This window comes from Nonomuraea sp. NPDC050404 (assembly GCF_040655495.1).
Classification (GTDB): Bacteria; Actinomycetota; Actinomycetes; order Streptosporangiales; family Streptosporangiaceae; genus Nonomuraea.
Genome location: NZ_JBFAKB010000004.1, coordinates 390,974 through 402,484 on the forward strand (window position 1 = coordinate 390,974; position 11,511 = coordinate 402,484).

The window sequence follows — 11,511 nt, forward strand, 5'->3', positions numbered from 1 at the left end:
GAATATATATGTAGACCGCTTAACAGGCCCGGTCAAGAGTTGTGAGCCTTGTTCGGAGGCCCGAATTCATGGCATGCTGTCGGCCATTAACCCGAGTTGACACGTGTAGACTCCGTTAATCACCTGGTCAGCGGCCTCCAAGGAGCTTCCTGATGAACAGACGCCTGGCCATCGCGAGCGTGCTGACCATCGTGCTGGCCGCCGGTTGCGGTGCCGCCGGAGACGCGCCCGACACGCTTCGGTTCGTCGGCCCCGAGGACCCCAAGACGTTCCAGCCGGTCATCGACGGCTTCCGGGCCAAGCACCCGGGCGTCCGGGTCGAGTACACCCAGATCCCCTTCGACCAGCTCAACAGCACACTCCAGCAGCGCCTGGCCGCAGGGGACGACTCGATCGACGTCTACACGGTGGACCAGCCGCGCGTGTCCGCGCTGGCAGCCCGCGGCTTCCTGGCCGACCTCAGCGACCTGAAGGACCGGGTCAAACAGGCCGCCCTGCCCGCCCAGTACGAGGTCAACGAGCACCGCGGCAAGCTCTGGTCCGTCCCGATCTGGACCTCCGACCAGTTCCTCTTCTACAACAGGACCCTGCTGGAGAAGGCCGGCGTGCCCCCGCCGCCCGGTGACCCGGCCAAGCGCTGGACCTGGGAGCAGACGGTCGAGGCCGGCAAGCAGGCGCAGGCGCGCGGCGGCGCCCAGTGGGCGGTCATCCCCGAGCAGATCGAGCAGTACTACCAGCTCCAGAGCCTGCCCGAGTCCCTTGGCGGCGGCTCCGGCATCACCGGCCCCGACATGCTCACCCCCGCGCTCACCACCGACGGCTGGATCAAGGCCATGACCTGGTATCGCGACCTGTTCACCGGCGGGCTCGCGCCACGCGGGGTCGGCTCGTTCCAGACCTCTCCGCTGTTCGCCGAGGGCAAGGTGGCCTTCCACGCCGGCGGCCCGTGGAACGTCGGGACGTTCGCGCAGGCCAAGGGGCTGGACTGGGGCGTGGCGCCCTACCCCTACTTCGCCGGCGGCAAGCAGGTCACCCCGACGGGCTCCTGGTCCTGGGGCATCAACCCGGCCTCGAACAAGCAGCGGCTGGCCCGCCAGTTCCTCGAGTACGCCGCCCTCGACCCCGAAGGCAACCTGCTGACCACCAAGGCCACCACGGTCATCCCGGCCAACCGCGCCGCCTTCGAGCGGTACCTGCCCACCCTCGAAGCGCTTGGCGGCGACAGGAGCGAGGGCGTGGGCAAGATCATGACGTACGACGCCGGGCACACGGCCGTCGCGCGGCCCCGGTCGATCGGCTACATCCAGTTCGAGGACATCATGACCAAGGCGTTCGCCGACATCCGCAACGGCTCGGACCCGAGAACAAGACTGACGCAGGCCACCCAGCAGATCACCACGGCTTGGGCGCGCCTGCGATGACTTCGAGCCCCCCTCGCCCGCGCGTGGGCCGCCCGGTGCTCATCTCGCTGGCCTTCCTGGCCCCCGCCCTGGTCGCGCTCCTGCTCCTGCGCCTGATCCCGGCCGGCATGGCCTTCGCCGACAGCCTCTACCACACGAGCCTGCTCACCGGCCGGACCTCGTTCGTCGGCCTGGAGAACTACGCCGCGCTCTTCGCCGACCCGACGTTCCTGCAGAGCGTCCGGGTCACGCTCGTCTTCAGCCTGATCGTCAACCCGCTGCAGATCGCCGCCGCGCTCGCTCTCGCCGTGTTGTTCACCCGCCGCTTCGCGGGCGTGCGCTTCTTCCGGGTGCTGGTGATCCTGCCGATCGCCGTCCCACCCGCCGTGTCGGCCGCCATCTGGAGCGTCGCCTACCGCCCCGACGGCCTGCTCAACTCGGTGCTGACCGTGCTCGGCCTGCCCCGGCAGCCCTTCCTCACCTCACCGGGCCAGGCCCTGTGGTCGCTGATCGTGCTGTTGTCGTGGATCGGCGTCGGCTACTGGATGATGTTCCTGATCGCCGGCCTCCAGGACATCCCCGAGTCCCTGTACGAGGCCGCCGCCATCGACGGAGCCTCGGCGTGGGCCAGGTTCTGGCACGTCACGCTGCCCCTGCTGCGCAGGCCGCTGGCGTTCGTGCTGGTGGCGGACACGGTGTCGAACTTCCTGGTCTTCGCGCCCGTACAGATGCTGACCAACGGCGGCCCCGAGGGCTCCACCAACGTCACCATGTACGACATCTTCACCCGCGCCTACACCGTCGGCGACCTCGGCATGGCGCAGGCCGAGGTGACCCTGCTGGTACTGCTCGTGCTGGCGGTGGTCGCCGTGCAGTTCCGGCTCCTGCGCGGCGGAAGGGCCTGACCGTGATGACCAGACGCCTCTACACCCTGCTCGCCACCGTGATCGGCCTGGCCTTCGCGCTGCCGCTGCTGTGGGCGCTGTCCAGCTCGCTGCGCGGCGGCTCGGACATCTTCCAGCACATCTCGCGGCTCTCGTGGCAGACGCTGGTGCCCGCCGACCCCACCCTGGGCAACTACGCACGCCTGGCCACCGGCGACTTCGGCCGCGCCATTCTCAACTCCCTGTTCGTGGCGCTGGTCACCGTGGCCGGTGGCCTGCTGATCTCGGCCGCCGCGGCGTTCGGGCTGTCGGCGCTGCGGTTCAGGGGCCAGGGCGCGCTGTTCGCGATCGTGGTGCTCAGCTTCCTCATCCCGTTCGACGCCATCGCGATCCCGCTCGCCACGCTGTTCCGCGACTGGGACCTGACCAACACCTACGCCGGCCTGATCCTGCCGGGACTGGGCCACGGCCTGGCCATCTTCCTGCTGCGGCAGTTCTTCCTGGCCATCCCCGGCGACCTGGTCGAGGCGGCCCGCATCGACGGGCTGGGCTGGTTCGGCGTGTTCACCCGCATCTACCTGCCGCTCTCGCGGCCCGCACTGGTGAGCGCCGGGCTGACGCTGTTCATCTTCCAGTGGCAGGCCTACGTCTGGCCGCTGCTCATCGGCACCGACGCCGCGCACCAGCTCGGCCCGATCGCGTTGTCGAACATGCGCGGCCAGTTCACCATCGACTACGGCCAGCTCTTCGCGGGCTCGATCGTGCTGACGGTCATCCCGCTCCTGATCATCCTGCGCTTCCAGCGCCACTTCACCCAGTCCATCGCCACCACGGGCCTGAAGTAGCCCGCGCACCAAGAGAGGTCACCAAGCATGCGCGTCATTTTCGACACCGACATCGGGACCGACGTGGACGACGCCCTGGCGCTGGCCGTCCTGCTCGGCTCGCCGGAGGTGGACCTGCTGGGCGGCACGACCGTGTACGGCGACACGCTGCTGCGGGCCCGCCTGGCCAAGCGCCTGGCCGGCCTGGCCTCCCGTCCCCTGACCGTCATCCCCGGCGCCACCGAGACCCTGACCGGCCGGGACGTCTGGTGGGCCGGGCACGAGGGCCGGCTGTTCCCCGACCTCGCCGAGCAGGAGGTGGACCAGGGGGACGCGGTGGCGTACCTGGTGGATCGGGTGACCGCGGCGCCCGGCGAGGTGGACGTGGTGGCGGTCGGGCCGCTCACCAACATCGCGCGGGCGATCACCGCCGCACCGGCCTTCGCCCGCGACGTACGCCACCTGTGGATCATGGGCGGGCGCTTCGACGATCCCGCGCCCGAGCACAACCTCAAGTGCGACCCGGAGGCGGCGGCCATCGTCTTCGGCTCGGGCGCCCCGATCACCGTCACCGGCCTGGAGATCACCACCACCGTGCGGATGGACGCCGCGGCCGTGTCGGCCATCGCGGCGGCCGGGCCGCTGGGGGAGGCGCTGAAGGCGGAGATCGAGCAGTGGTGGCGGTTCTGGAACGAGGAGTGGAACTGCCCGCACGACCCGATCACGGTGCTGACCATGGTGGCGCCCGAACTGTTCGCCTTCAGCGAGGAAGGCCACGTGACGGTCGGTACGGACGGATCGACCACCTTCGAGCCCGGCGGCGGCCGAACCCGCATCACCACCTCGGCCCCGGCGACCCCGGTCGCCCAGGAGATCGTCCGCCGCATAGTAGCCGCCGCCTCTTGACCTCAGATCCGGCCGCCGCCACCCTCCGATCTCAGGCTTGGCGGTGCAGGCGGGGTTCGGGGCAGCCGCAGGAGCCGCGGGTCACGAGGGTGGCGGTGAAAGTCCTGGTGAGCGGCCCTTCGCTCTCCTTCTCGATGGCCGCCACCAGCGTCTCCGTGGCATGCCTGGCCATCTCGCCGATGGGCTGGCTGACCGTGGTCAGCCCCGGCACCGTGTACGCCGCCTCCCTGGCCCCGTCGAACCCCACCACCGCCACATCCTGCGGCACCCGCAGCCCGAGGTCGGCGGCGGCCCGCATGGCGCCGATGGCCTGATCGTCGATGGAGGCGAACAGCGCGGTGGGCCGCCCGGCCGGGGACAGCAGCCGCAACGCCGCGTCGTACCCACCCTCCAAACTCAACGCCCCCTCCGCAACCAGCCCGCCCCCATCAGGCACGCCGCTCCCGTGAGGCGGCCCGCTCCCGTCAGGCTGCGCGCTTCCACCGGGCACGCCACTTCCGTCAGGCGGTCCGCTTCCATCGGGCACGTCGCTTCCTTCAGGCGGTCCGCTTCCGTCGGACAGCAGTCCGGCCTCTCCAAGAGCCCGGCGCCAGCCGGCGGCCCTGAGCCTGACGGGCGTGATGTCCATCGGCCCCCCGACGAACCCGATCCGCCGATGCCCATGCTCCACCAGGTGGCGGGTGGCCTGGAAACCGCCCTGCACGTCATCCACCGCGAGCCGGGAGAAGTGCGGCGGCGCGGTGTGGTCGATGGTGACGACCGGGACACGACCCCGCATCTCCTCCGCCCGCTCATGCGAGACCGGCACCCGCATCAGCACCAGCCCGTCCACCTGCCGCTCCAGGAACCGCCTGACATACTCCTCCGCCCGCGCCGGATCCTCGGCTGAGTTGCCGAGCAGCACCGAGTAACCCCGCTGCCAGGCCACCTCCTCGCAGGCCCGGGTGAACTGCCCGAAGAACGGACTGGTGCCGCCCGCACTGTCGGAGGCGATCACCCCGATGGTCCAGGTACGGCGCGAACGCAGCGATCGGGCGACGGCGTTCGGCCGGTAACCGAGCTGCTCGACCGCGGCCAGCACGCGCCTCCTGGCCGCCTCGGACACGGGCTTGGGACCGTTGTTCATCACATAACTGACCACGGCGGGCGACGTACCCGCCAGCCGCGCCACGTCATTGCGGGTCACCACGCGTCTCACCCCCGGCTGTCACGACCCAAGCTTACGGTCGCGACCCAGGTCCACATACGCATGACCAGAGGTCTATGACCACGCCCGACGATCTAACCCTGCGCACGATGACCGGCCGACCTCGCATCCGATGAAATCGACCCATGATCGAGCACGTGATGAGGCCGAAGCTGCTGACCATCGCCCTGGCCGCGCTATTGGTGGCGGCGGCCGGCTGCGGAGAAGGAGTCGACACCACACACGTGACATCCGAGGCCGTGACCCCGCTGTCCCGGGCCCCACTCTCCGACGCCGCCGCCAAGCGCGTGGTCGGAGTCGGCGAGGCCACCCACGGCAACAAGGAGTTCGCCCAGACCCGCAAGCTGATCATCCAGAAGCTCGTACGGGAGCACGGCTTCCGCACGGTAGCGCTGGAGGCCGACTTCGGCGGCACGGCCGAGGCCGACGACTACGTGATGGGCGGCAGAGGCAGCGCGGAGGACGCGGCAAAGGCGCTCGGCTTCGACATCTACCGCACCCGCGAGACGGCGGACCTGCTGAGGTGGATCCGCGACCACAACGCCACCACCCCCGAGGAGCACGACAAGGTCCGCCTCTACGGCTTCGACATGCAACGCTACGACCACAACAAGAAGCGCCTGCTGCGCTATCTCGCCAAGGCAGCCCCCGCCGTCGCCCGCCAAACCGAGACCTCACTGGCCGCCCTCACCGACGCGAGCAGATCGAAACAGCCCACGGAAAGAACCATCGCCGCCGCCGACCACCTCGTCACCCACCTGAAACAGGACCGTGCCAAGTACATGAACGCCGGCTCCCCAGAGGAGTACACACTCGCCCTGCACCACGCCGAGACGATCCAACACGGCGCGCAACTGCAAACCTCAGCCAACGACTACGCCCGCAAACGGGACACTTGGATGGCCGAGAACATCAAGTGGATCACCGAAGCCCAGGGCAGAAAGAACATCGTGGTGGCCGCCCACAACAGCCACCTCGACAAGACCGGCGCCGCCTTCTCCTTCGAGTCGATGGGCGTCCACCTGACCAGAACATACGGCGACGACTATTTCGTGATCGCCACCGAGTTCGGCACGAACACCTTCATCAGCAAGGACGACGGCACCGGCAAACGCACCCGCTTCACCGTCACCAACGACTCCCCCCTGGCCAAGCTGTTCGGCAACGAGCCCCTGGGCTACGTCAACCTCACCCAGGCCGCCACCAACCCAGCCAACCGCGACCTGCTCACCTCAAAACTCCCCATGGGCAGCATCGGCGACGGCTTCCGCTCCCTGTACAGCTCCATCAGCCGCGCCTACACAGTGCCGACAGTACCCGCCGACGCCTACGACGCCCTGGTCTTCGTCCCGCGAGCCAGCCCGGTCTCACCCCTGTGACCGCGCGGTCCGCATCCAGCGCTCGGACCGCGCGGCGCGCTCGGGTGCTGCCCGCTGCCTCCCCGGTCTTGTTGTCCTCACCCGGCCAACGCCGGTCGGTGGCCTGGCATCGAAGGGCGGGCCGGTCAGGCCAGGCCGGGTTCGTGCCAGGCGCCTGCCAGCATGCGGGTGACGGTGGTGCTGAGTACCCGTACGCCGTGGGTGGAGCCCGGTTCGATCTCGATCAGGTCGCGTACCCGGCGTAGGCGGTAGTCGAGGGTGCGGGGGTGGATGTGCAGGGATTTGGCCGTGCGCAGGCGGTTCATGTCGTTGCGGTAGTAGGCGTCGAGGGTGAGCACGAGGTCGGGGCCGTTGCCCAGGCGCCGGGCCACCTCCTTCAGCCACTGGTCCACATGAGGCGTCTGGACGGCGCCGAGTTCGGCGAAGACGTCGGCCACGTCGTAGAGGCGGCGCGGCACCCGTTCGATCGGCGCCACGCGGCTGACCTGGCGGGCGAGTCCGGCGGCCGTCGCCAGGGCGTGCCGGCGGCCGTGGGCGGCGCCGGCCGTGCAGGGTTCGCCGACGACCTCGGCGAAGGTCTGGGCGAGGGCGAGCGCGCAGCGGCCGGCCGCCGCCATGTCCGGTCCCAGGTCGCGGTACGGGATCAGCGCCACGAGTTCGGCCGGGTCGTGGTAGGTCAGTGGTACGCGGTGCCGCTCCAGCAGGGCTTGGACGACCTGGTCGCGGTAGGTCTTGGACTCCGTGGAAAGACGTCGTTCCGTGCCGATGCGGATCACCGTCACCAGGTAGTTCTCCGCCACCGGCATGGACAGGCTGCGTCCCAGCTCGGTCGCCATCGCGTCGTCGTGCAGCAGCATGGTGGCCAGCAGGTGCACGCGGGCGGCGTAGGACAGGAACTGCTCGTGCCCCCTGAAATAGCCGCGCGTGTAGGCTCCCTGAGCTTTGACGCCGTTCTGGGCGAGCCAGTCGAGCATGCGCATCGTGTCGTTGAGGTCGCCGGGCCCGGCCGCCTCGGAGATCTCCCGGAGCGTGAGGCTGGCGTGCAGCGCCAGCACGTCACGCTGGCCGACCGGCGAGACGCCCTGCGATCCGCGTTCCTCGCCGACCGTCTCGATGTAGGCGAGGTCTGTCTCCAGCAGAGGCTCGCCGGACGCGACGAGCTCAGCGGTGCGGCGCCGTATGACGACCGCGAATTCCATCATGGACGCCCGCGCTCTGGGCTCGATGGCCCGGAAGTCGGCGACCTCGCTGATGGACGCTTCGACAACGCGCTGGGCGTTGTTGTCGACGCGACGTTTTAACGTGCCGAAAAGGTCCCCCATGTTGTTACTCCCCGTGTCCCGGCGGCGTCTCCACTCCTGGCCGCATCACGCACAACCACGTATTCGACCGGGGACGGGTGATGGATCAACACCTTTTGACGGATCTCGCAACTGGAAGGGGTCAAAATGTGGTGATCTCTCGTCACTTTCTGTGCCGATGCGGGTTCCTGCCAGCGGCTTCAGTTGTCGTAGTTGTGGAAATCGGCGGCTTCGGCCTCTTTCGCGGTGCAGAAGAAGGTGGTGTCGAGTGGTGACACCGAGTAATTCTCGTCGCCGGGCGCGTGATAACTCATGGCGGCGGCGAAGCCGGTGGCGACGATGGGGAGACCGCCGCATTTGACGACCTGCACCGGATACCGGACCATCACGCCGACGAACGGCGCGACCGACGCGAGCGCGTACACGGCCACGGCCGTCACCAGCGCGCGCAGCCAGGCCGGCCGGAAGGGCAGCAGGGCGAGCAGGACCAGGCCCACGAGGTAGGCCAGGGTGAAGAGCACCAGGTAGGGGAGCGTGAACATCAGGAATGGCGTCCCCTGGACGGCCAGGATCGCCGCGAGCACGAACAGGAGCGCGGTGGGGATGCCCATGACGTAGGCCGCCAGCCACGTGCTCGCCGTCCCGAATGATCTCATGGTGGGTGTGACGATCGGTCGCGGGAATCGGTTCTCCGGCGGTCCGCGTGGAAACGGCCGGGAAACGGCGGCGCGACTACACCTGGAGGTACCACGATCCAGCGGAAGGGATTTCCATCGTGAACCGCGCGAAAACGATCGGTGCAGCAGCCCTCGTCGCGGCGGCGTTCGTCGCGACCGTCCCCGGTGTGGCGTACGCGGACCCGCCGCCGACCGACTGCGACAGCGGATTCGTCGTCGATGGGATGGGGTCCACCTGGGCCAAGTGCAAGAAGGGTTCGGGATATGTGGCGGCCGTCGCGACGTGTGCCAACGCGGCGGGCAAGACCACCACGGACACGAGCGAGTGGGTGCCGGTCGGACAGTGGACGTTCGCTTTCTGCCCGCGCACCCACCCCCGGGAAAAGGCCCACACCTACAGAGTCAAGACCTACTAGGGAAACAGGGGAGGTCCGTCCACCTCGGAGAGCCCGGCCGTGGACGGACTTCCGCCTTCAGTCGCGCTCCAGCGAGGAATAGACGGCGTTGCGGGTCGTCTCCGGCAGGTGGCCGAGCTTGTTCACCTCGTTGGTCAGACCTTCGAGCACCGCGCGTAACTGCACCTGCGTGACCTCCGCGAAGGTGCGCAGGTAGGCGATGCGCCGTTCCAGCTCCTCGGCCTCGGCCGACTGCGCCCCGCCGCTGGAGCGGTAGACGTTGACCGCCCGGTTGCCGGCCTCCTCCGCCTGCTGCTGGGCCTCCTGCAGGATCTGCTCGTACTGCTGGCGCGCGTCGTTCACCAGCCGGCGGGCGTAGCCCTCCGCCTCGGCGATCTGGGCGTCCGCCGTCTGCTGGGCCCTGGACAGCAGGTTGACCGCCGCGACGTTGAGCCTGGCCTGGTTCCCGCCGGGGGCGTCGACGTCGGTGCCGCGATCCTTGTACCAGTTCTTCAGCCGTTCCACCTCGGCGCGCAGGTCGGCCTTCTCCATGTCGCCGGCCGCCATGTCGTCGGCCATGCGGAACAGGAAGGTCCGCACCTCGTCCTCGCTGTATCCGCGGCGCCCGAGTGCGGTACGGGAGAAGTCCTTGTTCCGTACCCGGTCCGGTGTGAGTCGCTGGCGGTCGTTCGATGGGCGCTCTGCCCACGACGTCTCTCCCGTCACGGCTGACTACCTCCAGCAGTGGTGAACTCGTCGAAGCGGATGTGGCCGGCGGGCACGCCGGCGTCCAGGAGTCGGGAGACGGAGCTCTGGACCATCTCCTCCGAGCCGCAGACGTAGACGTCCTGGTCGCCGCGCCAGGCCCGGAGCGCGGCGTCGACCGCGAAGCCGTGCTCACCGCTGTAGAAGGCGTCGCGGGACACCACGGGCACCACGCGCAGCCAGGGGTTCTCGGCCTCCAGCTTGGACAGCGCCTCAAGGTCGTACAACTCGCGGGAGGTACGGGCACCGGCGAACAGGCGGACGTTGCGGGGCGGGCCCTCGTAGGCGATCTGTTCCACGAGCGCCTTGAGGGGCGCCAGGCCGGTGCCGCCCGCGACGAGGAGAAGCTCCCTGGGCGGGCCGGCGGCGAGCGTGAGCCGGTCGCCGACCGGGGCGCCGACCTTCAGGATGTCGCCGCGCTGCGCGCCGTGCACCAGGGCCGTGCTGACCGTGCCGCCGTCGACCACGCGTACGTGCAGGTCAATGGTGTTGTCGCGGCGTGGCGTGTTGGCGAAGGAGTAGAAGCGCCAGAGTTTGGGCCGCAACGCGACCGAGATCGAGGCGGACTGCCCGGCGCGGAAGGGGTACTGGTAGTTCAGGCGGGCCCGGATGACCGCGATGCCGGGGGCGCGTACCTCGTGCAGGATGATCTCGCCCTCCCACCAGGGCGGCGACGTGGCCGAGGACTCCTCGGCCGCCTCGGTCATCACCTTGGCGACCAGTCCGTACGCGGCCGTCCAGTCGCGAGCCAGGGCCGGTGTCCAGCGATCGCCGAGGAAGTGCTCCAGGGTGGCGAGCAGCGCTTGCCCGACGGCGGGGTAGTGCTGGGCGACCACGGAGAACTTGCGGTGGTCGCGGCCGAGTTGCTGGAGGAATGGTACGAGCTCGTTGACCCGGTCGACGTTGCTGACGACGTGCCCGAGCGCGTTGACGAGCCGGTCGCGCTGGGTGGCCATGGAAACCGGGAACAGGCCGCGGGTCTCCGGGTACATGAGGAATAAGGCGGAGTAGAAGAACAGCGGCACCTGGTCACCCGACTGGGCCACCAGCTGCCAGCTGCCCTTTAACGCTTGCGTGTCCACTTATCCGGCTGCCCCTACGGGCCTCTCCACGATGGCCCCCCGAACCTGACCCAGAACCGTGGCGACGTGCTCCACGAGGTCGTCGCCGGCGCCGAAGTCCTCCCGGAGCACCGTGATCAGGATGGCGCCGACCTTCTCGTAGTGCTCGCCGGTGATGCCCATGCCCCGGTGGGCGTCGCCCAGGTCGTGGCCCTCGTACACCTCAGGGCCACCGAGCACGGAACACAGCAGCATGACCATGTGCCGCTTGAGCCGCGCCATGTCGACGTCGCCGAAATACGGCTTGAGCTCGACGTCGTCCAGTACGACCACGTAGAAGCGGTCGACCACATCGCGAATGGTCGAAGCGCCGACTTTCTCATAATAAGAAGTCATAAAACTACAAGCCTCCAAAAACGCGATCTTTTCCGTATACGTTTACGGGCGGTTAACGTGCCGGTTCTGCGTCTTTCCGACCGGACGACTCCTCGGTCGGTCGCCTGCGTGCCCTCCTCGACGGAGGCCGCACCCTTCAGGCGTGCGGGCCCACGGTCCCGAACGCCTCGTTCACCTGGCCGGACATACCCCTGGGGCTGCTCGAATGGCGGCGGGGAGAGGGCGCCGCCCCCTGCCTTCGCCGCCGCCATCGCAGCCAGGCCGCGCGTGGTCCGAGTGCCATTCATGCCCCCATAAAGCGGATCCTGTGCAGGCC

The 11,511-nt window shown here is 69.0% G+C and carries 12 protein-coding genes; 6 read left to right on the forward strand and 6 right to left on the reverse strand.

Annotated elements, in window-relative coordinates; all coding sequences use genetic code 11:
- Positions 1-152: 152 nt before the first annotated feature.
- Genes AB0I81_RS13295 through AB0I81_RS13310 form a run of 4 tightly spaced genes read left to right on the forward strand, consistent with a single transcriptional unit; the run spans position 153 to position 4,014 of the window.
- On the forward strand, positions 153-1,421 hold the full coding sequence (locus AB0I81_RS13295) for a sugar ABC transporter substrate-binding protein (protein WP_360654923.1): 1,269 nt from the start codon (positions 153-155) through the stop codon (positions 1,419-1,421).
- Positions 1,418-2,305 carry a sugar ABC transporter permease gene (locus AB0I81_RS13300; protein WP_360654926.1) on the forward strand — a complete coding sequence of 296 codons (888 nt, stop codon included), beginning with the start codon at positions 1,418-1,420 and terminating at the stop codon, positions 2,303-2,305. Before AB0I81_RS13295 ends, AB0I81_RS13300 begins: the two co-directional genes overlap by 4 nt.
- Before the next feature lie 5 nt (positions 2,306-2,310).
- Entirely contained in the window at positions 2,311-3,129 is an 819-nt protein-coding gene (locus AB0I81_RS13305) for a carbohydrate ABC transporter permease (protein WP_360655525.1), read from the forward strand.
- A 27-nt stretch (positions 3,130-3,156) separates the two neighbouring features.
- Entirely contained in the window at positions 3,157-4,014 is an 858-nt protein-coding gene (locus AB0I81_RS13310; RefSeq protein WP_360654929.1) for a nucleoside hydrolase, read from the forward strand.
- A 31-nt stretch (positions 4,015-4,045) separates the two neighbouring features.
- Here the strand turns inward: AB0I81_RS13310 and AB0I81_RS13315 are convergent, their stop codons facing one another.
- Positions 4,046-5,203: a LacI family DNA-binding transcriptional regulator gene (locus AB0I81_RS13315; RefSeq protein WP_360654932.1), complete on the reverse strand. Its 1,158-nt coding sequence runs from the start codon at positions 5,201-5,203 to the stop codon at positions 4,046-4,048.
- Between the two features lie 143 nt (positions 5,204-5,346).
- On the opposite strand from AB0I81_RS13315, the gene AB0I81_RS13320 reads away from it, so the two are divergent.
- A complete protein-coding gene (locus AB0I81_RS13320; RefSeq protein WP_360654935.1) occupies positions 5,347-6,600 on the forward strand; it encodes an erythromycin esterase family protein in 1,254 nt (417 codons plus the stop codon).
- Positions 6,601-6,725: 125 nt separating this feature from the next.
- On the opposite strand, the gene AB0I81_RS13325 is transcribed toward AB0I81_RS13320, so the two are convergent.
- Both AB0I81_RS13325 and AB0I81_RS13330 read right to left on the reverse strand, forming a co-directional pair.
- The gene (locus AB0I81_RS13325) at positions 6,726-7,922 is read right to left on the reverse strand and encodes a helix-turn-helix domain-containing protein (RefSeq protein ID WP_360654938.1); all 1,197 of its coding nucleotides are present in this window, start codon (positions 7,920-7,922) and stop codon (positions 6,726-6,728) included.
- Positions 7,923-8,101: 179 nt separating this feature from the next.
- Complete coding sequence (locus AB0I81_RS13330) at positions 8,102-8,557, reverse strand: hypothetical protein (RefSeq protein ID WP_360654941.1); 456 nt, start codon at positions 8,555-8,557, stop codon at positions 8,102-8,104.
- Between the two features lie 119 nt (positions 8,558-8,676).
- Here AB0I81_RS13330 and AB0I81_RS13335 point away from each other — a divergent pair, with 119 nt between their 5' ends.
- Positions 8,677-8,994, forward strand: a complete 318-nt coding sequence (locus tag AB0I81_RS13335) for a hypothetical protein (RefSeq protein WP_360654944.1) — start codon at positions 8,677-8,679, stop codon at positions 8,992-8,994.
- 57 nt (positions 8,995-9,051) lie between these two features.
- Here the strand turns inward: AB0I81_RS13335 and AB0I81_RS13340 are convergent, their stop codons facing one another.
- From AB0I81_RS13340 to AB0I81_RS13350, 3 genes are read right to left on the reverse strand one after another with little or no spacing between them, the layout of a single operon-like run.
- Positions 9,052-9,699: a DivIVA domain-containing protein gene (locus AB0I81_RS13340; RefSeq protein ID WP_360654947.1), complete on the reverse strand. Its 648-nt coding sequence runs from the start codon at positions 9,697-9,699 to the stop codon at positions 9,052-9,054.
- Positions 9,696-10,820 (reverse strand): globin domain-containing protein, encoded by a 1,125-nt coding sequence (locus AB0I81_RS13345; RefSeq protein ID WP_360654950.1) that lies wholly within the window; start codon positions 10,818-10,820, stop codon positions 9,696-9,698. The genes AB0I81_RS13340 and AB0I81_RS13345 overlap by 4 nt, the downstream gene beginning before the upstream one ends.
- A complete protein-coding gene (locus tag AB0I81_RS13350; RefSeq protein WP_360654953.1) occupies positions 10,821-11,195 on the reverse strand; it encodes a group 1 truncated hemoglobin in 375 nt (124 codons plus the stop codon). It lies immediately after the preceding gene.
- Between the last annotated feature and the right edge of the window lie 316 nt (positions 11,196-11,511).